The organism is Pelagovum sp. HNIBRBA483, assembly GCF_040931995.1.
GTDB lineage: Bacteria > Pseudomonadota > Alphaproteobacteria > Rhodobacterales > Rhodobacteraceae > JAEPMR01.
In genome coordinates this window covers 129,433-149,939 of sequence record NZ_CP162412.1, presented here as the reverse complement: position 1 = coordinate 149,939, position 20,507 = coordinate 129,433, and the positions used below count along the sequence as shown (strand labels likewise).

Sequence of the window (20,507 nt, the reverse complement as noted above, 5' to 3'; positions counted from 1 at the left end):
AGTCCCGCCACCGCCGCAAGTAGAAAGCGCGGATCTAGGCGCTGACCTTGTGTGTTTTCTCCCCATCCTGCGTGGTTGTCGAATTCTCCGCAGCGGTGAAGGAAATTACCGTCGCGCCGCCAGATATTTTCCGGATGGTCAGTAGGGTGGCCGCCCCGTCTGGTGCGGTGAGCGCGAGGTTTTGCGGCGCAGTTGGCAGCCTAGAGGGAAGTGCGTCGATGGCCTTACGAGAAAGCGTTTTCTGCCCCCAGATCAGCCTTTGCCCGTCATAGCTTTCGCATTCTGATGGCGTAACGCCCCACAAGGCACAATAGGCAGCATTCGCCCCAAGGACCTTGCCAGACTCCGCCAATACTAACAGCGGCGTTTCGCTTTGCTCCAGCGCATCCTTCCAGATCAGATTGAAGCGGCGCGTTGTTCGTGCCGCAGCCAGTTGCGGCGAGATATCCTCGAACAGCAGCGCGCAGCTACCGCTGGCTTGCGGGCGACCGCTGACCCGCACGGTTCGTCTGTCGGGTAAGGTCCAGTCCTCGTTATAAGATCCCTCCTCCGCGCCTGCCTCCACAGCAACGACTGTTTGCCGCCAAGCGCTATAATTTGCCGGTTCCGGCAGGATCGCTTCATCGCGCAGCAGGCCCAGAAAGCCTTCGATCGTCGGTGAATGGGCCAACAACTCTGGCTTCAGGCCCAATACTTCGGTCAATGCAGGGTTGAAGCTGCAAAGGGTTTTGTCGGGACCAAACAGCGCAAGGCCTGTCGATAGGGTCGAAAAGGCCGACCCGAAGGCGTTGATCATCGCTGTTTTGTTGCGGCCTGCACTGGTAATTTCGGTGATGTCATGTGCTACGCAGACGGCGCCGCCAGTGATTGCAGCCACGGAGATCCGATATCGCGCGCCATTTTCGCCACGGCCGGCGGCAATAGACACTTCACCTTCCTCGCAATCAAAAATGCGCGCGGGCGGCCAGGGGGCGATCCTTTGGGGAGGGCTGTGCCTGTCTGCAAGCGCCAGATAGGCGCGATTGGCCCATGTGATTTGCCGGTCGTCATCTTCCGCCCACATTGGGTCCGTCGAGAGATCCGCAGCCGTGCTCGTCGCCGTGTTCAGTGTCGTACCTTCTTGCCTTGGCGGCTGCGCGGCTTTCTGAATTTCGATGCGTACAAGTCCGGACCAATAATGTGCCTCAATCCGATCACCTGATCCATCTGACGACTCAATCGCAAGGTAGCCTTTGCCGCCAACACGGCCGAGCCGCTCCTCCAAATGTGGAAAGTTTTTCGAAAAAGCTCCCAGGAACCGCTGCCAATCTGACTCACCGGACGACAATTGGGGCAGCAAGGCCCGCGCGGCTTCACTTTGCTCGACCAGCGTGCTGCCATCGAAGATGAACGTGATGCCCCCGTCAGGTCGCGCCGAAACCGCTTTGTCCTTGCGCGCATGCCGGAGGATTGCGCCGCCGATCAGCAGCACGATCACCAAATTGCTTGCAACAAGCGCCCAGTCATTCAGTTCTGGCATGGCAGACTCACGATGGATTCTGCCCTCACACTTGTGCCTTAAGGTTAACGCTCGGTGAATCGCGTTCAGGTGATTGGGATATTCTCCCCTAAGCCGCCGCTCGCAGGCGGGTCGATCTTATCGCGATCCCATTCCACTACCACAAGCGCGCCTGCCTTTCCTTGCCCGGCAATCTTTCCGCCTCCGTTGGAGAACGTCAAAACCGCGCCGGACCGTTCGAGAAGCGTTTTAGAGATGAACAAGCCCAAGCCCATGCCCTCATATTCTGGCCGCTTGGCGGTGTCGTCCTGCGCATTTCGCCGCCGGACGAATGGTGTCCCGATCCGCCCGATAACGGATGCCGGATATCCCGGCCCGTCATCAGCAATCCTCAACCTGATTTTATCACTGTTCCACGCCGCCTCGATAATTACCTTGGTGTTGGCAAAATCGACTGCGTTCTGGATCAGGTTGCGCAATCCGTGGATCACTTCAGGCCGCCGCTCCACAATCGGCTGCCTTTGCGGCTGATCAGTGTCTTCAGATATGATGATTTCAACGTTTTTGCCGCGCTCGCTATGCGGCTCGGCCGCTTCACGCAGAACCGTTTCCAGCGGGGCGCGTCGCATGTGCAGATCGTCCTTCCCGCTGCGCCCCATAGAACGCAGGATGTCTCGGCAGCGGTCGGCTTGTTCGTTGATCAGCGCGACATCTTCCTTCAGCTCCGGCCTGTCGTCCAATTCAGTTTTCAGTTCCGAGCTGACCAGTTTGATCGTGGCCAGTGGCGTTCCCAGCTCATGCGCTGCAGCGGCCACAACCCCGCCGAGGTCGGTCAGCTTTTGCTCACGGGCGAGCGCCATCTGGGTTGCGAGCAGCGCGTCTCCCATATTGTGCATCTCAACCGTGACTTGCCTTGCATAAAGCGACAGGAAAACGATGCCGATGGTCAAAGCGCTCCAAAAACCAAAGAGAAAGACCGGCTGCAGGCTCAAAACCTCCCCGCTCATGGTTTCCAGCGCGATGTGATTGCCCGCCAATAGCCCGACAATTCCAACAGCGACCAACCCCATCACTAAGGTGCTGCGCATTTGCAGGAAGGTCGCCGCAATCGTCACCGGCGCAAGGATCAGCAGCGCGAACGGGTTGTTCAATCCGCCTGTGAGGTAGAGCAGCAGCCCCAACTGCAATAGGTCGAAGAGCAGGATCAGCAGCGCTTCACGCTCGTTCAGCCGCCGGTTTTCCTCGAACAGAAACGTCGAGAACAAATTTGCCAGTACAGACGCCCCGATGGTCATCGAGACGAAGCCTGTCTCTAAACGCAGGTCAAACCACCGCACCGCCACGATCACCGCGGCGATTTGTCCGGCAATGGCCACCCAACGCAGGATGACAAGTGTACGCAGCCTGACCCAATTGCTGCGGCCCGGGTCCTGAAACACTTCCATCTCGGATACTGCCATGGCCGTCTCCTCTTGCGACAAGCAGGATAATTGTTATGTCCCGCAGGTCAGGGGATCAATGCGCCCGAAAGGATCAAAGATGAGAAAGTTTGTTGCGATCTCAGCAGCGGCCATCGTTACGCTCGGCGTCGGCGGTACCTATCTCTGGACTGTGATCAACGAACCTGCCCGCCAATTCGAGGCATGCTCCGGCAGTCAGGTCGCTGGCGGCGCTATAGGTGGTCCGTTCACTCTCGTCGATGAAACAGGCGCAACGGTAACGGATACAGAGGTGATTTCCGGCCCGACCTTGATCTACTTCGGCTACACCTTCTGCCCTGACGTGTGTCCTACAGACGTGAGCCGCAACGCGATCGCGACAGAAATCCTTGAAGAACAAGGCCATATCGTTTCGCCCGTGTTCATCTCCGTTGACCCCAAGCGCGACACGCCCGAGCGGCTGGCCGAGTTCACTGATTTCATGCACCCCCGCATGGTCGGCCTCAGCGGTTCGCCTGAACAAGTCGCTGCCGCCGCAAAAGAGTACCGCACTGTCTATACGATTCACGATGACGAAGACCCCGAGTTCTACCTCGTCGATCACATGACCTTCACCTATTTGACCCTACCCGAGTTTGGCGTCGTCGATTTCTTCCGGCGTGACGCAACGCCCGAAAATGTGGCTGCGCGGACATCCTGCTTCATCAACGCTTTGTGATTGAATTGACCAACCACCCCCCTGCCGCTACCTCTTACCTAGCAACAAGGGGAAAACTGGAATGGCAGACACGCTCGACCTTGGCGACGACCCATCACTGTTGATCGTTGATGACGACGAGGCGTTCTTGCGCCGCTTGGCCAAAGCGATGGAAAAGCGCGGGTTCGAGGTCGAGACAGCAGGCTCTGTTGCGGCAGGAAAGGCCATTTCCACCGCCCGCCCGCCAGCTTATGCAGTCGTTGATCTTCGGCTGGAGGATGGCAACGGCCTTGATGTGGTCGAAGTGCTCCGCGAAAAACGCGAAGACAGCCGCATCGTCGTGCTCACTGGCTACGGTGCTATCGCCACGGCAGTTGCGGCTGTGAAAATCGGCGCGACGGATTACCTCTCCAAGCCGGCAGATGCCAATGACATCGTTAATGCCCTGCTCGCAACGGGTGATGAACTTCCCCCGCCCCCCGAAAACCCGATGAGCGCCGATCGTGTGCGGTGGGAGCATATTCAACGGGTCTACGAGCTGTGTGATCGCAACGTCAGCGAAACCGCCCGCCGCCTCAACATGCACCGTCGCACATTGCAGCGTATTCTTGCAAAGCGCAGCCCGCGTTAGAGTTTGATCCAAAAATAATGCGCCCCGCCTTGGCGGAGCGCACACACCTGCTAAAAATTGCTTAGTTCAGTGTCAGTTCGACACCGTCCAAATCCGTTCCGTCAGGCAGTTCTGAAGCTGTTACCGTGGCTTCGCCAGCGCCTTCATCTTCTTGCACAAGCTCAAGGCCGGTGCCGTCGCTGTCGTCATTGTTGCCAGTCTTAAGGCCAGAAGCCGTAACAGACAGATCGCCCTCGCCCTCTTCTTCGAAGACAACGCCCTTACCACCATTATAGCGCGCGCTGCTATCGATCATCAGGCCGCCAACGCTGCCCGCATCCTCTTCCGAGTGCTTGAAGCCATCGTCCGTGTTGTTGCGTGCGCGGCTGTTGACGTAATGGGCAACGATATCTCCGTTACCTTCCTCATCGTAATCCACGCCTTCGTCGAGGTTTCCGGCGATCAGGGTGTTGATCATCACGCTGTAGAGGCTTCCGTCACCGGCTTCGTCAATGTCGATGCCGTCGTCGAGGTCGATTGCAAATTCATAAGCCTCAACGGACCCGTCATCATAAAAATCAACCGTACGTTCAATGCAGGTGTTATCTGGCGTACCGCTCACCGCACCAGGAATAGCCGCTTCCTGCACGCTTCCTTCCTCGAATTCTGCCTCTTCGACCTCAGGCATGAACGCCCCAACGATCGCAGGATCACAGTAGCCACCATTGTCGATGAACATGCTGTCAGCGATCCGCGCGATAACATCACCGCTCTGCCCCTCGTCCAGCTCGACGCCATCAGCGCCAACACGCGCGAAGGTGCTGCGGATTGCCGTGAAGCGAATGTCACCTTCGGAGCGCTCGTCAACGCGCAGACCATCGGCGTCGAACTTTCCATATGCAGCGTCTTCGATGGTTACGTCTGTCAGGTGAACAGCGATAGAGGCAAGCGACCCTTCGCCTGCGCCGCCGCTGCCGCCACCACAATCATCAGCGAGAGAGCAGTCCGAGACGTGAACGCCGTGGTTTGCGACGCCGGAAACGGTCACTTTATCCAATGTTAGGCTCACAACGCCCATTTGATCGTCACGCACATCGACAAAGATCCCTTTGCCTGCATCACCATCCAGATCACCACGGTTTTCAATATCAAAGCCGCCCGGCCCTTCGAAAGACAGGTTGCTGATTGTCAAATCGGCCCCTTGGGTCGCAGCGAACAGCGTCACGTTCTGCTTGGTCATGATTGTTTGGCCGTTGCCCAGAATTGTGAGCGGCCCAGTGCCGCTATAGGCCAAGGAGTCACCAATTTCGATGTCACCAACTGCGACAACGGCAATCTGGCCGCCATTGTGGGCGTTGGCTTGTTCAACGGCCGCGCGCAGTGATCCTGCGCCGGAGTCATTGGTGTTGGTAACAAGGATTGGCGCGTCTGCGAGCGCCACGGTTCCTACCAGCGAGGAAAGCGAAAGCGCGAAAACACCCTTGATTAGTCTCTTTTTCATATCGGTCATCCTTTGCGGTCAAACATCGCAAGGGTGGTACCCAAAGGAGATAACAGTTCTATGACATGATCCTGAATTGACAGAGAGTCTTTGTGGATCAGTCGATTCCTGCAATTAATTGGAGGTGTCGCGCGGTGTATTCCGCCCGCACCTCGACTGGTGGCCGTAGCCGGATTTGCAGCGTCTCAGCCAATTGTTCGTCGATCCTGCCGAAAAATTTGTTGGCCTCAGGCACCGAAAACCCGGCAATTTGCGTGGCTTCCAACCACGCGCTGATCTTGTCCGCCTTCTTGATCTGTTTTTTCACTGTGGCAGGCAGCTGCGCTGGCAGACCAAACCGGATGTGGATCGCCGCCGTCAGCCGTGCGTCCAGCTCGCCATAGCCGCTACCAACCGCTGCCTTCACCGGCGAGATCATGTCTCCGATGACATATTCCGGCGCATCATGCAGCAGCGCAGCCAGCCGCCATTTCATTGGTGCTTTCGGGTATAGCCGCCCGAAGATCTCCTCAACGAGCAGCGAATGCTCCGCCACGGAGTAAGCAAAATCACCCTTGGTTTGCCCGTTCCACCGCGCGACGAATGCCAAACCATGCGCGATGTCCTCAATCTCGACATCCATTGGCGTAGGGTCGAGCAAGTCCAGCCGCCGCCCCGATAGCATCCTTTGCCATGCGCGTTGTTGTTTCATTTTTACCCCGCTTATCGAAGCGGCAACCTAAACTGGCCCCCCCGCCGTTGTCGAGATGCCCCCTCGGTGCTATCTGCACCGCCAAACAGAGATTCAGGAGATCGGCACATGCCGCAGGATTACATCATCAAGGACATCGCCCTTGCGGACTACGGCCGCAAAGAGCTTGATATCGCTGAAACCGAAATGCCGGGTCTGATGGCTCTGCGCGAGGAATATGGCGCGAGCCAGCCGCTCAAAGGCGCGCGCATTGTTGGCTCGCTGCATATGACCATTCAGACCGCCGTGCTGATCGAGACGCTGGTTGCTCTTGGTGCGGACGTGCGCTGGGCGTCGTGCAACATCTTCTCGACCCAAGACCATGCAGCCGCCGCGATTGCCAAGGCTGGCATCCCCGTCTTTGCGATCAAGGGCCAGAGCCTTGAAGAGCACTGGGACTACCTCGACAAATCCTTCATGTTCCCTGAAGGGGCCAACATGATCCTCGACGATGGCGGTGATGCGACGCTTTACGTTCTCCTCGGTGCCCGCGCCGAAGCGGGCGAAGAAATCATCCCCGTTCCCCAGTCCGAGGAAGAAGAAGTCATCAAAGCGCAGATCTACAAGCGCATGAAGGCAAGCCCGGGTTGGTTCACCAAGACCAAGGAAGCCATCAAGGGCGTCTCCGAAGAAACCACCACCGGCGTGCATCGTCTCTACGACCTGCACAAGAAAGGCCAGCTGCCTTTCCCTGCAATCAACGTGAACGACTCCGTCACCAAGTCGAAATTCGACAACAAGTATGGCTGCAAGGAGTCGCTCGTCGATGGCATCCGCCGCGCCACTGACACCATGATGGCCGGCAAGGTCGCCGTCGTTTGTGGCTATGGCGACGTGGGCAAAGGCTCCGCCGCCTCGCTGCGCGGCGCAGGTGCGCGTGTCAAAGTCACCGAAGTAGACCCGATTTGCGCCCTTCAGGCCGCGATGGATGGCTTCGAGGTCACGTTGCTGGAAGACGAACTGCCCACCGCAGACATCTTCATCACCACCACCGGCAACAAGGACGTGATCCGCATCGAGCATATGCGCGAGATGAAGGACATGGCGATCGTCGGCAACATCGGCCATTTCGATAACGAAATTCAGGTCGCCGCTCTGCGGAACCACAAGTGGACCAACATCAAAGATCAGGTCGATATGATCGAGATGCCCTCCGGTAACCGCTTGATCCTACTCTCCGAGGGCCGCCTGCTTAACCTCGGCAATGCAACGGGCCATCCGTCCTTCGTGATGTCTGCCTCCTTCACCAATCAGGTGCTGGCGCAGATCGAACTATGGACCAAGGGCGAGAATTACGACAATCAGGTCTACATCTTGCCCAAGCATCTCGACGAGAAGGTCGCCCGCCTGCACCTCAAGCGCATCGGCGTCAAACTCACCGAGCTGCGTAAAGATCAGGCTGACTACATCGGCGTCACCGTCGAAGGTCCGTTCAAGCCCGAGCATTACCGCTACTAAAAGCCTGAATTTATGGCACAAACGCCGCCTCTCGGGGCGGCGTTTTTCTTTGGTTTAGTCAAATTTTCAGGGCTTTTCCTTTGCGGATTCCGGCAGCATTTGCCATCCTAAAGTCACGGCCAGAACGGTTCGGTATCAGATTTCGCGTGTGGTGGATTGGGAGCACGCGGGGGAAGAGGTCCGGCACCGCGTCCCGCCGGACCTCTTTATTCTTCTCTTAAAATAGGTTCAGCACGCCGCCAATCAGCCCACAACCAAGGATCGAATACCCGCTGTCGATGACCGTCAGCTTAAACGGGCGAAAGCCATAGGCGTTGTTGATCATCGTCCATGGCGTAATGAAAAACGCACCGACGCCCAGCCCCGCGAGCACCCCTTTGCCAACGGTATCAATGCCTGCGCCGGCGAAGATATGGCGCATCATCCCCGCCACCAGAATCATGGCAATCGCTGACAGGATAAACGGCAGAGGGCTGCCGCCTCCTTCGATCTTGCCCTCCGCATCGCGCGGAATGCCGGAAACCTCCAGCCATTGCTTCGATAAGGCCATGTAATAAACAGCGCCCAGCACCCAAGATGCCGCCGCTGCAACCAAAACACTGATCAGTTCCATGTGACTTTCCCTCCCTATTATGGAGGAATCGTAGCCCCATTTCCCGCCGCTTGCCTACGGTTTTGTCTTACCCAGTCCGCAGATCACCTGCCATTCGGCCTCTGTCACGGGTTGGACCGACAGCCGCGAATTCTTCACCAACACCATGTCTTCCAGCCGCGGATCAGCCTTGATCTGATCAAGTGAAACAGGCTCTAAAAAGGGTCTTACGGCCATTATATCGACGCACTCCCAGCGCGGATCGTCGGTTTTGCTGTCAGGATGCGCCTCCGCGATCACCTCGACAATCCCGACAACAGCCCGCTCCTTTTGCGAGTGGTAGAAAAAGCCGCGATCCCCGATCTTCATCTCCCGCATGAAGTTCCGCGCTTGGTAATTGCGGACGCCGTCCCATTCCTCACCTGCATCGCCATTGGCGACCTGATCGTCCCATCCCCAGGTCGACGGCTCGGATTTGAAAAGCCAATACGCCATTAACCGATCACCCGATTCCATGCAGAAATATGAACTTCCGCGAACAAACCGGCCTTTGCATAGGGGTCATTCTCTGCCCATACCTTCGCTGCATCGAGGTCAGCGAAATCCATTACCAGCAGCGAACCGGCCATCTCGCCCGCCTCGTTCAACAGCGGTCCGGCTTGTTCAACGACGCCGGTTTCTTTCAGATAGGCCAAATGTGCATCGCGGTTCGCCTTGCGAATATCCAGCGCGCCTTCTTTGTCCTTCGCCATCAGTATTACACGCATACTCATTCCTCCTTCAGTGGCCGCGCGAGCAATTCACGCAGCGCAGTTGAGACATCAATTTCACCTTGCACCAGTCGCGCAACGGCAGAGGTTATCGGAAGGTCTAAACCCTCCTTTTTGCCCAAATTAGAGACTGCTTTTGCCGTCGCCGCCCCTTCCACTGTCACGCTCGGGTCAAAGCCTTCGCCCGATCCGATCGCGTGGCCGAGCCGGAAGTTCCGCGACTGGGCGGACATACACGTCAGCGCCAGATCACCCAGCCCCGACAGCCCCGAAAGCGTATCGCGCTCTGCACCCAAATGCGCGGCGAGCCGGTTCATCTCGGCAAAGCCCCGCGTCATCAGTGATGCCCGCGCACTTTCCCCGAAGCCCGCGCCGATGCAGGCCCCGCAAGCAATCGCGATCACGTTTTTCAACGCGCCGCCAAGCTCCGCGCCGATCACATCTTCCGTGCGATAGAGCCGCAAATAGGGCGTGGAGAGGGCGTCTTGCAGCCACTTGAGCGCCTCACCGTCACGGCAGGCGAGCGTCAGCGCCGTCGGCAGCCCGCGCGCGATATCACCGGCAAAGCTTGGCCCCGTCAGGATCGCAACCTGCGCCTCCGGCAAGACACGCTCCACGGTTTGGACCGGGCCGATCCCCGTTTCCAGATCAATCCCCTTACAGCAGGTCACCAACGCCTTGCCGCGTAACGCATCGGCATGCGCACGGACAAACCCGCGCAATTGTTGCGCAGGGATCGCTAACAGCAGGATGTCATGTTCAAAAACAGTCTCTAAATCAGAGGTAATCGTGATTTCATCCGGCAGCATCACATCAGGCAGGCGCGGCAACTTTCGGATTCTTGCAGCCGCCTCCATCGCCACACGATCCCGCCCCCATAGCGTGACTGCACGTCCGGCCCGCGCCTGCGCAATGGCAAGCGCCGTCCCAAACGCCCCAGCACCGATCACCCCGATCCCGCTCATGCCTTGGCCCCCTTCTTACCTGAGCCGATCAGGCTCGGGCTCGCATTGTCCAACGGCCAGCGCGGACGGGCGGAAAGGCTCATGTCGTCCACCTGTCCTGCCGCGAACCGTTCCAACCCAGCATAGGCGATCATCGCCGCGTTGTCGGTGCAGAGTGCCATCGGTGGCGCAAGAAAGCGCACGCCGTTCTCCGCGCAGAGCGTTTCGAGGGCAATTCGCACCGATTGGTTCGCAGCCACGCCGCCCGCAATCGCCAAAACTGGCACCGCTGGCGCCTCTGCGAGGTAGAGCGCTATCGCACGTCGCGTCTTTTCCACGAAGATATCACGCACAGCCGCTTGAAACGCCGCCGCCAGATCCGCGCGATCCTGCTCGGTCAGCCCGCCTTTTTCTGCAATCACCGCATCCCGCGCACGCAGAATTGCCGTTTTTAGACCCGAAAAACTCATATTACAGTCGTCACGGTCCAAGAGCGGCCTTGGCAGCGGGAAGCGCGGCGCGTCGCCATCCCTCGCGGCCCGCTCCACATGCGGCCCACCCGGTTGCGGCAAGCCCAAAAGCCGCGCAGTCTTGTCGAACGCTTCGCCTGGGGCATCGTCGATCGTGCCGCCCAGCCGGCTAAAGCTCTCCGGCCCTCTGACCAACAAAAACTGGCAATGCCCACCGCTCACCAAAAGCATCAGATACGGGAATGCGCATCCATCCGTCAGCCGTGGTGTCAACGCATGCCCTGCAAGGTGGTTGACCCCAACAAGCGGCCTCCCCGTTGCAGCCGCCAATCCCTTGGCGCACATCACCCCTGAAAGCACGCCGCCGATCAGCCCTGGCCCAGCCGTAACGGCAATGGCGTCAATATCCGAAAAGCTGCAATTCGCCTTATTTAGAGCCTGTTCTACACAGATATCGAGCTTCTCTGCATGGGCACGGGCGGCAATCTCCGGCACCACGCCGCCATAGGCCGCATGGAGGTCTGCCTGCTCAACCACCTCAGATGAAAGCACCTCCGCTGCGCCGACCGTTCCACGCACAACGGCCGCAGCTGTATCGTCGCAGCTGCTCTCGATTCCAAGTATCGTCATGGCGCGGTTCATCATGGCTCGGCTTGCACAGGTTTCCATTGCAGGTAACACTCGTTTGACGCTCGAACAATGCTGCATGAGGGAGCCTCCGTGCCCGCCACTCTCGTTCTGACACGGCCCACCCCAGCCTCGCTCCGGTTTCTGGCGCAGATCGAGGCCGTGACTGGCGCAAATGTTTCCGCGATCATTTCGCCACTGTTTGAGATCGTCCCGCTGCCGCATGCGCCGCTGGGGGTTGGGGATGTGATCCTCACCTCTGCCAATGCCGTTGCCGCGCTCACACCCGAGGATCACGCCAGAGGCCGCACCGCATGGTGCGTTGGTGAGGCCACGGCGTCCGCCGCAGGTGCGGCTGGGATGCACACGCGCGGCGCCGATGGTGATGCCGATGCCCTCGTCGAACTGATCCGCGCGGAAGAGCCGCCCAGCCCGCTGTGGCACCTGCACGGGCGCCATGTCACCGGCGACATTGCCGCGCGGCTGCAAAGTGCAGGCTTTCAGGTCGAAAGCCGCGCGATTTATGACCAAGCCGCCCTGCTGCTCTCGCCCGAGGCGCGAGAGGCCCTTGACGGTGACAAACCCGTCGTTGTTCCCTTGTTTTCGCCCCGAACGGCAGCACTTTTCGCCCAGCGCTCGCCCTTCGCCGCCCCACTTCACGCGGTCGCCATCAGCCAAGCGGCGGCAGCCCCCCTTGCCGCGCTACCGCTTGCCAGCCTCACCGTCGCCGAGACGCCAGACGCAGCGGCCATGCTCCGGTCAACCTGTCGCATTTTGCAATCGGCCGAATAGTGCCCAGATTGGTTGAGGCCCCCCGCGATCAGGGCTACGCTGAGAGAAGTTCCGCTCCGATCTTCGCATCAAGGATGACCAAACGTGGCAAAAAAGACCTCGGACACACCCGCAACCGACGCACAGCACTCGGATGCAGAGGAAATTCGTGACGAAACCACTCATCAAGCGGACATCGGAGAAGAGCCGGACGCAGACGATTCGGCAAAATCCGAAGACGAAGACACCGTTGAAGATGCTGAAGTGATCGACGAGGCCGTTCCAGAGCCAGAGCCAGAGCCAGAGCCAGAGCCAGAGCCAGAGCCAGAGCCAGAGAGCTCGTTTCGCAATCAAGCACCACAGCAAGGAAGCTCTGCGGCACCCCTAATCCTCGCCGGTATCGTTTCAGCGGCGATCGGCGTGGCAGGTGCTTACTACTTGCTCGAACAGCGTTTCCAATCTTTCAGCGAGTCGACGACCGGCGAACAGAGCGCAGTTATGACCCGCATTGCTGATCTTGAAGCGGCCCTCACCCGCGTTCAGGCGGAGCAGGAACAGACGGACATCCCCGGCTCCATTGCCGCTGCGAACGTGGATTTCATGGCGCGCCTTTCTACCCTCGAAGAGCGCGTTGAAAGTGAACTCTCCGCCATTGATACCCGCCTTGCCACGCTCGAGCGCCGGCCGAACGCGGATGGCAGCATCTCAGAGGCTGCGCAGGCCGCCTACGACGAAGAAATCGCCGCCCTGCGCACCCAGATCGCTGAGCAACGCGCCGGAATGGAAGCCTTGGCGGATGAAGTCTCAGGCCGGCTCGAAGAAACCCGCGCCGAAGCCGCCGCGATTGAAGAAGATACCACGCGCCGCGCACAAAACGCCGCAGGCCGCGCCGCGCTGGCCCGCGTTCAGGCCGCGATTGATGCCGGCACCGGCTACGCCAGCGTTTTGGCTGATCTCCAAGATGCGCTTGGCGCCCCCTTGCCCGAAGCGCTCACCACGCCCGCAAATCGCGGCGTCGCGCCTCTTTCTGCGCTACAGGAAAGCTTCCCAGATGTTGCGCGCGCCGCGCTGGCCGCATCCCGCCGCGCTGGCGATTCCGGTGAGGATGAAAACAGTTTTATCGGCTTCCTCAAGTCGCAGTTCGATGTCCGCTCCGTTGCACCGCGAGAAGGAGCCGATGCCGATGCTGTGCTCTCCCGTGCCGAGGCCGCCCTGCAAGCGGGCCGCCTCACCGACACTTTAGCCGAGCTGGCCCTCCTGCCGCCCAGCGCTTGGGCGGAAATGACCGGCTGGATAGCCCGCGCCGAAGCCCGACAGAACGCGGTTGGTGCTGTTAACGATCTCTCCCTTTCCCTGAACGAGCTTTGAGGCGCCCATGCTCTGGTCCCTGATCCGTATTCTCGCATTTGTCGCCATCGTCACCGCGCTGACCTATGGCGCTGTCATGCTCTCCGATATGCCGGGGCAGGCGCTCCTGACCTTCGGTGGCGTAGAGGTTCCGCTGAGCCTTCTTGAGCTTGCGTTTGTCCTTCTGGCGCTGGCCGTTCTCGTCTGGATCGGGCTCAAGCTTCTGGGCCTTCTGATGGCGGTGCTGCATTTCCTCAACGGTGATGAAACCGCCATTTCCCGCTACTTCACCCGCAACCGCGAGCGGCGTGGCTATCAGGCTCTGTCGGAAGGGATGATGGCGCTGGCCTCGGGTGAGGGGCATCTGGCACTTGCAAAAGCAGCGAAGGCCGAGCGCTTCCTTGACCGCCCCGAACTGACCACCATCCTTACCGCCCAAGCCGCCGAAATGGCTGGCGACCGCAAAAAGGCCGAGGAAACCTACAAACGCCTCTTGCAAGACGACAAAACCCGCTTTGTCGGCGTCCTCGGCATTCTCAAGCAGCGCCTCGCCGACGGCGATACCGATACCGCCCTGAAGCTGGCCGAAAAAGCTTTCGCGCTAAAGCCCCGCCACGCCGAGACGCAGGACATTCTCTTGCAACTGCAAGCAGGGCAGGGCGATTGGAAAGGCGCGCGCGCAACCCTTACCGCCAAGCAGCGCAGTGGCCATCTGCCAAAGGATGTCCACAAACGCCGCGATGCCATCCTCGCTTTGTCCGAGGCGCAGGAGGTCTTTGCCGAGGGCGCCACCATCGAAGCCCGCGAAGCCGCCATCGCCGCCAACAAACAATCCCCCGATCTGGTGCCCGCCGCCGTTCTTGCAGCCCAAGCCTATATCGAGAACGGCAAACCCAAGAACGCCGCGCGTCTGCTGGCAAAGGCATGGGCCGCCCAGCCGCACCCTGACCTCGCCGCGGCCTTCGCCCGCATCGCGCCCGAAGAAACCCCGCAGGAACGACTCAAGCGCTTCACCGCACTTACCAAGCAGCAGCCCGTTCACCCTGAAACACGCATGCTGCTGGCCGAGCTGAACCTCGCGGCCGAGGATTTCCCCGCCGCTCGCCGTGCGCTTGGTGATCTGGCCGAGAGCGACCCAACCACCCGCAGCCTGACCCTTATGGCTGCCATAGAGCGCGGCACAGGCGCCGACGATGCCGCCGTGCGCGGCTTCCTTGCGAAAGCCGTCACTGCGCCCCACGGCCCGCAATGGATCTGCGAAAGCTGCCAGCACATCCATGCCGATTGGGCGCCGACTTGTGAGAATTGCGGCGGCCTCGATACGCTAGCATGGAAGCAAGCCCCCCGCAGCCCTCTCGCCACCCCCACCGGCGCCGAGATGCTTCCCCTGATCATCGGCTCCACCCAAGAGCCGGACGACCCCACCGCAACCGACGCCCCCATCGACAGCGAAGTTATCGAAGCAGAACCCGAAAAATAGCTCTTTTCTGCCCGCAATGAGGGTGCTAAGAGCCACGCCGGAAGCCGCTGTAGCTCAGCTGGTAGAGCACGTCATTCGTAATGATGGGGTCGGGGGTTCGAGTCCCTTCAGCGGCACCAGTTCTTCCCAGATTTTCTGATAATTATCAACGTAATCTGGGGTTTGGTCTATTTGTGGGACCATTTTCGGGACTGCTTTTGGGACCACTTTGTCATTTTTTGTGCGGTAATCGTCGCGTGTGGATGGTCGATTCCTCTTGCCTGTGGTGAGGGTGACTGGAAGAGTAGCCGCGCAGCACCGGCTTCCGTTTGGGCGGAATGGCCACGGTAAACCTCCAGCTCGCCTCTGCCGAAACTTGTGTAAGCGCATGATCATAGCCCGCAAGCAATATTGAAGGTTATGTATCAGCCTTTTGGGTCATTTGCGTCAGCCTCTCGCGAAAGGCAAAGGGCGCTTGTCCCGTCCACCTGCGGAAGCTTCTCGAAAAGCTGTTGGCATCGCGATAGGCGAGGACACTTGCAATCTCGGCGGCGCTCAGGCTGGTCTTGGCGAGATACCGGATCGCCAGGTCGCGCCGTGTGGCGTCCAGCACCGCTTGGTATGATGTGCCTTCTTCGTTGAGGCGGCGCTGCAACGTGCTGCGGCTGATCCCAAGGGCGAGGCCCACATCCTCGGCCCCTGTGCGTCCTGCGGGCATCAGATCAACCAAAGCCCCCCGCACTCGATCGGCGACAGGAAGGCGGTCGTTCTGGCCGGCCAGCTGCAGCTTTAGGTCGGCTTCAACATCAGCCCAAAGGGCAGCGTTCTCTGAAATAAACAGGCGCTTGGCATCCTCGGGCGCAAACGCCACATAGGTTGCCTGTGACCGCTCCGGCATGATGCCCAGATGCCCGGCGATCATGTGCCGTTCCTCTTCGGATCCATCGAAGCCCGCTGAAACCGGGCACACCAGATGGGCCGTCGCCCCGCGAATATTCTCGATTGCGACCACAAGTTGCAAGGCGCCAAGGCTTGGGGGCATGGTCGCGCGAGGATCGACACTTTCGAATTCCAGCCGCAGCAAATCGCCATCCCAGAACACCCGCATGACAGTCGGACCCAGCAAGGACTTGAACTGCGCCAAACGTCTAAAGCCGGTTTCCATATCAGGCGCGCAGGAGAGCGTGAAGAACGCGGGTATGACAGGCCCGCGTGAAATCGCAACGCCCAGATAAGGTACAAAATCGGGTCGCGGCGACAGCACCTCCATCGTGTTCCAGCAATTGAAAAACTGTTGCGCCGTCACGCGCGCTTCGGCCCTGCCAGGCGTAAGGTCGCCAAGGCCAGCGGTCTCTAGCATCACCTGTGGATCAACACCAAGGATACGGCACGCCACTTCTGTCGCCATGAAGAGGGAATAGTTTTGTGAATGATCCATGCGCCCGAACTCTCGAAGTTCTTGAATAAGTGCCACGGATGGATGGGCGGGGCCAGCCTTTGAATGCCGTCTGACCTGATTTGCATGCGTCTGACCACATATGCATATCGCTGGGTTGCGCCGACGAGCCTAGTTTGGGGCCATTGAAATGCAATCCCCATCCACCAGCCGACCGGAGAACGCAATGGACCTTACGATAAACGGCACCAGCCACAAGGTTGACCTGCCAGATGATATGCCACTGCTCTGGGCGTTACGGGATGGCCTGAACATCACCAGCGTGAAATACGGCTGCGGCATTGCCCAATGCGGCGCCTGCACCGTCCATATCGGCGGTGAGGCGGTGCGGTCCTGCCAGGTGGCGTTGGCTGACGTCTGGGGCGAGATCACAACGATCGAGGGGCTGGGCACGCCCGACGCTTTGCATGCCATCCAGGCTGCTTGGATTGATCATCAGGTGGCGCAGTGTGGCTATTGCCAGTCCGGCCAGATGATGCAGGCGGCAGACCTTCTGGCCCGCAACCCACAGCCGACCGATGACGATATCGACGCCGCGATGTCGGGGAATCTGTGCCGTTGTGGGACCTACCCCCGTATCCGCGCTGCCGTCCACGCTGCCGCCGTCACGATGCGGGAGGTGTGAGCTATGGGGCGCGTTAGAACTATAGCTCGTCGCGGTTTCCTTCTCGGGTCCGCCGCTATTCTCGGCGGGGTCGCCTTTGGGGCCTATGTCGTATCCCGCCCGACGCCAAACCCCCTGCTTGACGGGTTGGCTGAGGGAGACGCCGCGCTGACACCTTTCGTCAAGATCACGCCACGCGGCATTACATTGATTGTGCCGCGCGCGGATGTGGGTCAAGGCATCGCCTCTACACAAGCCACGCTGATCGCAGAGGAACTCGACATCGATCCGGCCACTGTCACGCTTGACCCCGGCCAGCCGCATCAAGCCTATTTCAACTCTGTTGTTGCGGCAGAAAGCCTGCCCTTCGCGGCGTGGGATCAAGGGGTCGTTCCCCGCACAGTCCGCGAGCTAATGGGTCAGGTCGCAAGGCTGACCAGTTCGCAGTTCACAGGTGGATCATCGTCTGTCGCCGACCTGCACGAGACATTGCGCCTCGCCGGTGCGACCGCCCGCGAAACCCTCAAGGCCGCCGCGACGGCGCGCACGGGCGTCGCTCATGCTGATCTCCGGACCGAGGATGGCCATGTCGTACTGCCTGACAGCACCCGCATTCCCTATACCGAGTTAGCAGCTGAGGCCGCGACCATCGATCCTGTTACTGATGCGGCACTCCGCCCTGCCTCCGAGTGGACGCGCTTGGGCAAGCCCTCGCAGAGGCTTGATATCCACGCGAAATCAACTGGAACGCAAGACTATGGCATCGATGTGGTGCTGCCCGGGATGCTGCACGCAACCGTGCGCGCCAACCCCGGGCGCGGCGGGGCGATGGCGGGCTATAACGCAGATGCCACGCTGGCGATGCAGGGCGTGCGGTCGGTGGTCGAAGTGAACGAGGGGCTGGCGGTGATCGCCGACAATACCTGGCTTGCCTTTCAGGCGGCAGAGGCGCTAGAGGTCGAGTGGTTGCCCCCCGATTATCCCGCCAGTTCCGCCGAAATGTGGCAGGCCCTTGTGGAGGCCCGCGCGGATGAATTTCGCAACAGCCGATTGCGCGACGACGGCGATGTCGAGGCAGCTCTCGCAGGTGCAACCGTGATCGAGGCCGAATACCGTTCGCCGTTCCTGGCTCATGCCGCATTGGAACCCCTCAGCGCCACGGTCTTGGTCGAGGCGGACAGAGTGCAGATCTGGACCGCGACGCAAATTCCCGCTGTGGTGCGTGATGCGGCAGTGGAGCTAACCGGCGTCGATCCGTCACGGGTCATCGTCCACGCCATGCCCGCTGGCGGCAGTTTCGGCCGCAGGCTCGACCACGATTATGCTGTGCAGGCGATCCAGATCGCCGCCACAATGCCCGGCACACCCATCAAGACGACATGGAGCCGCGAGGAGGACATGACCCATGACTTCCCCCGCCCCCTGCACATGGCCGTTGGGCGGGGTACCGTCAGGAATGGTCGCGTCCTTGCTTATGACCTAGACACCGTAAGCCCCTCGCTTGTCTCATCTTGGTTCGGGCGCATCTTTGTCGTGCCGCCAGGTCCTGACACGATGCTGGTCTGGGGTGCCTTCGACCAGCCCTACGCCATTCCCAACTACCGCGTGACCGGCTACGCCGCGCCGCCGATGATGCCGGTTGGTTCGTGGCGTTCGCCCGGGGCCTGCTCGAACAGCTTCTTTCACGAAAGCTTTTTGTCTGAACTGATTTATGCCGCTGGTGCTGACCCGCTTGAGGAACGCCTGAACCTGATTTCCGACCCCGATAGCCGTCGTGTGCTAGAGGCGGTGGGAGAGATGTCGAACTGGTCAGGTACTGATATCGGGCCAGGGCGGGGACGCGGCATAGCCTTTGCCCATACCCATGGTGTGCCAGTGGCCGAGGTCATCGACGTGACCATGACCGATCGTGGCATCCGCATCGACGAAGTCTGGATCGCCGCCGATTGCGGCACCGTCTTCGACCCCGTCAACGCCGAGGCGCAACTAACAGGCGCAGCAATCTTCGGGCTTGGCCACGCTATGAATTGTGAACTCACCTACGAGGATCACGCCATTCAACAGACCAATTTTCATGCGTTTGAAGGGATGCGTCTGCACCAAACGCCGCGGTTCCATACATCGCTGTTGCAGCGCGCCGAGCGGGTCCGAGGATTGGGTGAACCCGCAACGGCCCCAGCGGCCCCGGCGCTGGCTGATGCCATTTTTGCCGCGACAGGTCAGCGTCTGCGTGAGATGCCATTCAACAAGTCAGTGGATTTCGCATGAACCCTGCAAAGACGTCGGCCGCGGAAACCGACGGCATCCATAAAACAATTGGCTGAGGAACAAGGCACATGAAGTTCGAGAGCACAATCATAGACGGGATCAAGATCCGCTTTGCAGCCAGCCGGAATGCGGGCAAGCCACAACTGTTGCTGACCTCACCACAACCGATGAGCGTTCTGACCTACCGAAATTGGTGGGACCAGCTCTCACAGCGCTTTGACGTGGTGGCGGTGGACCTGCCCAACCACGGCGGTTCCGATTCAGCACGGCATGTGACGACAGTCAGTCAGCACGCAGTGTTCCTTGGCAAGATCCTAGATCATTTCGGGCTATCGCACCCGCACGCAGTGGGGCCTGATATTGGCACTCCTACGCTGATGCGGTTCATGGCTGATAACCCCGGCCGGATCAAATCGGCCACCGTTGGCGATGCTGGTGCGGTCGGAAATGTCGAAGGGGCGTTTCTCTTTCGGGCGCTGGTGTACTGGCGCTTTGCGCAATGGGCGACGCTGTCTGCCGGTGGTGCCATCGGTGGACGCATCTACTGCGCCGCCGCAAATAGTGTCGGGTATCGTCTCAACAAACCGTCACAAGAGGCAAAAGCGGACTATCTTGCCGGGTCTACAAGCTTCGCCAAGCTGCGTGGGCAAGTCGGGTTTCTGGGCAGTTACCCGACGGAGACACCGGCGCTTGCGCGCGACGTCCCCCGGATCGAGGCCCCGGTGCAGGTTTTGAACGGTGAATTCGATACGTTTGTATCCGAAACCAATTCGCAGCGGCTGGCCGATCTTCTGCCGAACAGCCGTTTCGCCCTCATTGCCGGTGCGGCGCACTATGCTTGGGAGGACAATCATTCCGATTATCTCAATAAGGTTCTGAGCTTTATTGACGGGGTAGAGGCGCTCGATAACGCGACCAAGTAAGTCTCTTGTCTCTGAATCGAAAAGTCGTTGAAGGCACTGGAGTCGCTCGGCTGGCCGCAACGCGCCAGCGCACCGTTTTTGCCGTCGCGGGCGGACTTCCTTTATGCCTTGTCCTGCTCCCTGCGAACCTACCACTCCAAATTTTTGATGATGCATCAACGACTGGTCCGGCGATCGACGGCGCGACCCCCGATTCGATTGCAAGCGGCAGCAATGGGCCGCTAGTGAGCATTGACTTAAGGCCAAAGAAACCAAGATCACCAACGTTCGTTGATATGCTTGGGCCAAGTGACCCCCAAAACAGATCGCTCCATGAGAATTGTTAGCGCGAACACTTGACACG

19 protein-coding genes and 1 tRNA gene are annotated in these 20,507 nt (G+C 59.7%); 10 read left to right on the top strand and 10 right to left on the bottom strand.

Annotated elements, in window-relative coordinates; genetic code table 11:
* Window positions 1-34: 34 nt before the first annotated feature.
* Window positions 35-1,519, bottom strand: coding sequence for a PAS domain-containing protein (locus AB1E42_RS00760; protein ID WP_368345098.1), 1,485 nt, complete (start codon window positions 1,517-1,519; stop codon window positions 35-37).
* A 65-nt stretch (window positions 1,520-1,584) separates the two neighbouring features.
* Window positions 1,585-2,958, bottom strand: coding sequence for a sensor histidine kinase RegB (gene regB, locus AB1E42_RS00755; protein WP_368345097.1), 1,374 nt, complete (start codon window positions 2,956-2,958; stop codon window positions 1,585-1,587).
* Window positions 2,959-3,037: 79 nt separating this feature from the next.
* Here regB and AB1E42_RS00750 point away from each other — a divergent pair, with 79 nt between their 5' ends.
* Window positions 3,038-3,655, top strand: a complete 618-nt coding sequence (locus tag AB1E42_RS00750; RefSeq protein WP_368345096.1) for an SCO family protein — start codon at window positions 3,038-3,040, stop codon at window positions 3,653-3,655.
* 61 nt (window positions 3,656-3,716) lie between these two features.
* Window positions 3,717-4,265, top strand: coding sequence for an ActR/PrrA/RegA family redox response regulator transcription factor (locus tag AB1E42_RS00745; RefSeq protein WP_368345095.1), 549 nt, complete (start codon window positions 3,717-3,719; stop codon window positions 4,263-4,265).
* A 61-nt stretch (window positions 4,266-4,326) separates the two neighbouring features.
* Here the strand turns inward: AB1E42_RS00745 and AB1E42_RS00740 are convergent, their stop codons facing one another.
* Both AB1E42_RS00740 and AB1E42_RS00735 read right to left on the bottom strand, forming a co-directional pair.
* Window positions 4,327-5,745, bottom strand: coding sequence for a hypothetical protein (locus tag AB1E42_RS00740; protein ID WP_368345094.1), 1,419 nt, complete (start codon window positions 5,743-5,745; stop codon window positions 4,327-4,329).
* Window positions 5,746-5,842: 97 nt separating this feature from the next.
* The gene (locus AB1E42_RS00735) at window positions 5,843-6,436 is read right to left on the bottom strand and encodes a YfbR-like 5'-deoxynucleotidase (protein WP_368345093.1); all 594 of its coding nucleotides are present in this window, start codon (window positions 6,434-6,436) and stop codon (window positions 5,843-5,845) included.
* A 108-nt stretch (window positions 6,437-6,544) separates the two neighbouring features.
* Here AB1E42_RS00735 and ahcY point away from each other — a divergent pair, with 108 nt between their 5' ends.
* Window positions 6,545-7,933, top strand: a complete 1,389-nt coding sequence (ahcY, locus tag AB1E42_RS00730; RefSeq protein ID WP_368345092.1) for an adenosylhomocysteinase — start codon at window positions 6,545-6,547, stop codon at window positions 7,931-7,933.
* A gap of 217 nt (window positions 7,934-8,150) precedes the next feature.
* On the opposite strand, the gene AB1E42_RS00725 is transcribed toward ahcY, so the two are convergent.
* Genes AB1E42_RS00725 through tsaD form a run of 5 tightly spaced genes read right to left on the bottom strand, consistent with a single transcriptional unit; the run spans window position 8,151 to window position 11,351 of the window.
* The gene (locus AB1E42_RS00725) at window positions 8,151-8,546 is read right to left on the bottom strand and encodes a DUF1761 domain-containing protein (RefSeq protein ID WP_368345091.1); all 396 of its coding nucleotides are present in this window, start codon (window positions 8,544-8,546) and stop codon (window positions 8,151-8,153) included.
* Between the two features lie 54 nt (window positions 8,547-8,600).
* Window positions 8,601-9,020 (bottom strand): EVE domain-containing protein, encoded by a 420-nt coding sequence (locus tag AB1E42_RS00720; RefSeq protein WP_368345090.1) that lies wholly within the window; start codon window positions 9,018-9,020, stop codon window positions 8,601-8,603.
* Entirely contained in the window at window positions 9,020-9,292 is a 273-nt protein-coding gene (locus tag AB1E42_RS00715; RefSeq protein WP_368345089.1) for a YciI family protein, read from the bottom strand. The genes AB1E42_RS00720 and AB1E42_RS00715 overlap by 1 nt, the downstream gene beginning before the upstream one ends.
* 2 nt (window positions 9,293-9,294) lie before the next feature.
* A complete protein-coding gene (locus tag AB1E42_RS00710) occupies window positions 9,295-10,260 on the bottom strand; it encodes an NAD(P)H-dependent glycerol-3-phosphate dehydrogenase (protein WP_368345088.1) in 966 nt (321 codons plus the stop codon).
* Window positions 10,257-11,351: a tRNA (adenosine(37)-N6)-threonylcarbamoyltransferase complex transferase subunit TsaD gene (gene tsaD, locus AB1E42_RS00705; protein ID WP_368346338.1), complete on the bottom strand. Its 1,095-nt coding sequence runs from the start codon at window positions 11,349-11,351 to the stop codon at window positions 10,257-10,259. The genes AB1E42_RS00710 and tsaD overlap by 4 nt, the downstream gene beginning before the upstream one ends.
* A gap of 78 nt (window positions 11,352-11,429) precedes the next feature.
* On the opposite strand from tsaD, the gene AB1E42_RS00700 reads away from it, so the two are divergent.
* The 4 genes from AB1E42_RS00700 to AB1E42_RS00685 all read left to right on the top strand — a co-directional run bounded on the left by AB1E42_RS00700 (window position 11,430) and on the right by AB1E42_RS00685 (window position 15,053).
* Complete coding sequence (locus AB1E42_RS00700; RefSeq protein ID WP_368345087.1) at window positions 11,430-12,128, top strand: uroporphyrinogen-III synthase; 699 nt, start codon at window positions 11,430-11,432, stop codon at window positions 12,126-12,128.
* A gap of 84 nt (window positions 12,129-12,212) precedes the next feature.
* Window positions 12,213-13,475 carry a COG4223 family protein gene (locus AB1E42_RS00695; RefSeq protein ID WP_368345086.1) on the top strand — a complete coding sequence of 421 codons (1,263 nt, stop codon included), beginning with the start codon at window positions 12,213-12,215 and terminating at the stop codon, window positions 13,473-13,475.
* 7 nt (window positions 13,476-13,482) lie between these two features.
* Complete coding sequence (locus AB1E42_RS00690) at window positions 13,483-14,934, top strand: heme biosynthesis protein HemY (RefSeq protein WP_368345085.1); 1,452 nt, start codon at window positions 13,483-13,485, stop codon at window positions 14,932-14,934.
* A gap of 43 nt (window positions 14,935-14,977) precedes the next feature.
* Window positions 14,978-15,053, top strand: a tRNA-Thr gene (locus AB1E42_RS00685).
* Window positions 15,054-15,331: 278 nt separating this feature from the next.
* On the opposite strand, the gene AB1E42_RS00680 is transcribed toward AB1E42_RS00685, so the two are convergent.
* The gene (locus AB1E42_RS00680) at window positions 15,332-16,351 is read right to left on the bottom strand and encodes a helix-turn-helix domain-containing protein (RefSeq protein ID WP_368345084.1); all 1,020 of its coding nucleotides are present in this window, start codon (window positions 16,349-16,351) and stop codon (window positions 15,332-15,334) included.
* A gap of 184 nt (window positions 16,352-16,535) precedes the next feature.
* Between AB1E42_RS00680 and AB1E42_RS00675 the strand changes: the two genes are divergently transcribed.
* The 3 genes from AB1E42_RS00675 (at window position 16,536) to AB1E42_RS00665 (ending at window position 20,164) form a co-directional block, all read left to right on the top strand.
* Entirely contained in the window at window positions 16,536-16,994 is a 459-nt protein-coding gene (locus AB1E42_RS00675) for a (2Fe-2S)-binding protein (protein ID WP_368345083.1), read from the top strand.
* A gap of 3 nt (window positions 16,995-16,997) precedes the next feature.
* Window positions 16,998-19,241, top strand: coding sequence for a molybdopterin cofactor-binding domain-containing protein (locus AB1E42_RS00670; protein WP_368345082.1), 2,244 nt, complete (start codon window positions 16,998-17,000; stop codon window positions 19,239-19,241).
* 68 nt (window positions 19,242-19,309) lie between these two features.
* Window positions 19,310-20,164, top strand: a complete 855-nt coding sequence (locus AB1E42_RS00665; RefSeq protein WP_368345081.1) for an alpha/beta fold hydrolase — start codon at window positions 19,310-19,312, stop codon at window positions 20,162-20,164.
* Window positions 20,165-20,507: the final 343 nt, after the last annotated feature.

Bases quoted from the DNA above. Each gene is read 5' to 3' on its own strand.
- AB1E42_RS00735 (WP_368345093.1), bottom strand. From the start codon at position 6,436: ATGAAACAACAACGCGCATGGCAAAGGATGCTATCGGGGCGGCGGCTG.
- AB1E42_RS00665 (WP_368345081.1), top strand. From the start codon at position 19,310: ATGAAGTTCGAGAGCACAATCATAGACGGGATCAAGATCCGCTTTGCA.
- AB1E42_RS00680 (WP_368345084.1), bottom strand. From the start codon at position 16,351: ATGGATCATTCACAAAACTATTCCCTCTTCATGGCGACAGAAGTGGCG.
- AB1E42_RS00725 (WP_368345091.1), bottom strand. From the start codon at position 8,546: ATGGAACTGATCAGTGTTTTGGTTGCAGCGGCGGCATCTTGGGTGCTG.
- AB1E42_RS00715 (WP_368345089.1), bottom strand. From the start codon at position 9,292: ATGCGTGTAATACTGATGGCGAAGGACAAAGAAGGCGCGCTGGATATT.
- AB1E42_RS00670 (WP_368345082.1), top strand. From the start codon at position 16,998: ATGGGGCGCGTTAGAACTATAGCTCGTCGCGGTTTCCTTCTCGGGTCC.
- AB1E42_RS00675 (WP_368345083.1), top strand. From the start codon at position 16,536: ATGGACCTTACGATAAACGGCACCAGCCACAAGGTTGACCTGCCAGAT.
- AB1E42_RS00760 (WP_368345098.1), bottom strand. From the start codon at position 1,519: ATGCCAGAACTGAATGACTGGGCGCTTGTTGCAAGCAATTTGGTGATC.
- AB1E42_RS00720 (WP_368345090.1), bottom strand. From the start codon at position 9,020: ATGGCGTATTGGCTTTTCAAATCCGAGCCGTCGACCTGGGGATGGGAC.
- AB1E42_RS00740 (WP_368345094.1), bottom strand. From the start codon at position 5,745: ATGAAAAAGAGACTAATCAAGGGTGTTTTCGCGCTTTCGCTTTCCTCG.
- AB1E42_RS00710 (WP_368345088.1), bottom strand. From the start codon at position 10,260: ATGAGCGGGATCGGGGTGATCGGTGCTGGGGCGTTTGGGACGGCGCTT.
- AB1E42_RS00745 (WP_368345095.1), top strand. From the start codon at position 3,717: ATGGCAGACACGCTCGACCTTGGCGACGACCCATCACTGTTGATCGTT.
- tsaD (WP_368346338.1), bottom strand. From the start codon at position 11,351: ATGAACCGCGCCATGACGATACTTGGAATCGAGAGCAGCTGCGACGAT.
- regB (WP_368345097.1), bottom strand. From the start codon at position 2,958: ATGGCAGTATCCGAGATGGAAGTGTTTCAGGACCCGGGCCGCAGCAAT.
- AB1E42_RS00750 (WP_368345096.1), top strand. From the start codon at position 3,038: ATGAGAAAGTTTGTTGCGATCTCAGCAGCGGCCATCGTTACGCTCGGC.
- AB1E42_RS00690 (WP_368345085.1), top strand. From the start codon at position 13,483: ATGCTCTGGTCCCTGATCCGTATTCTCGCATTTGTCGCCATCGTCACC.
- ahcY (WP_368345092.1), top strand. From the start codon at position 6,545: ATGCCGCAGGATTACATCATCAAGGACATCGCCCTTGCGGACTACGGC.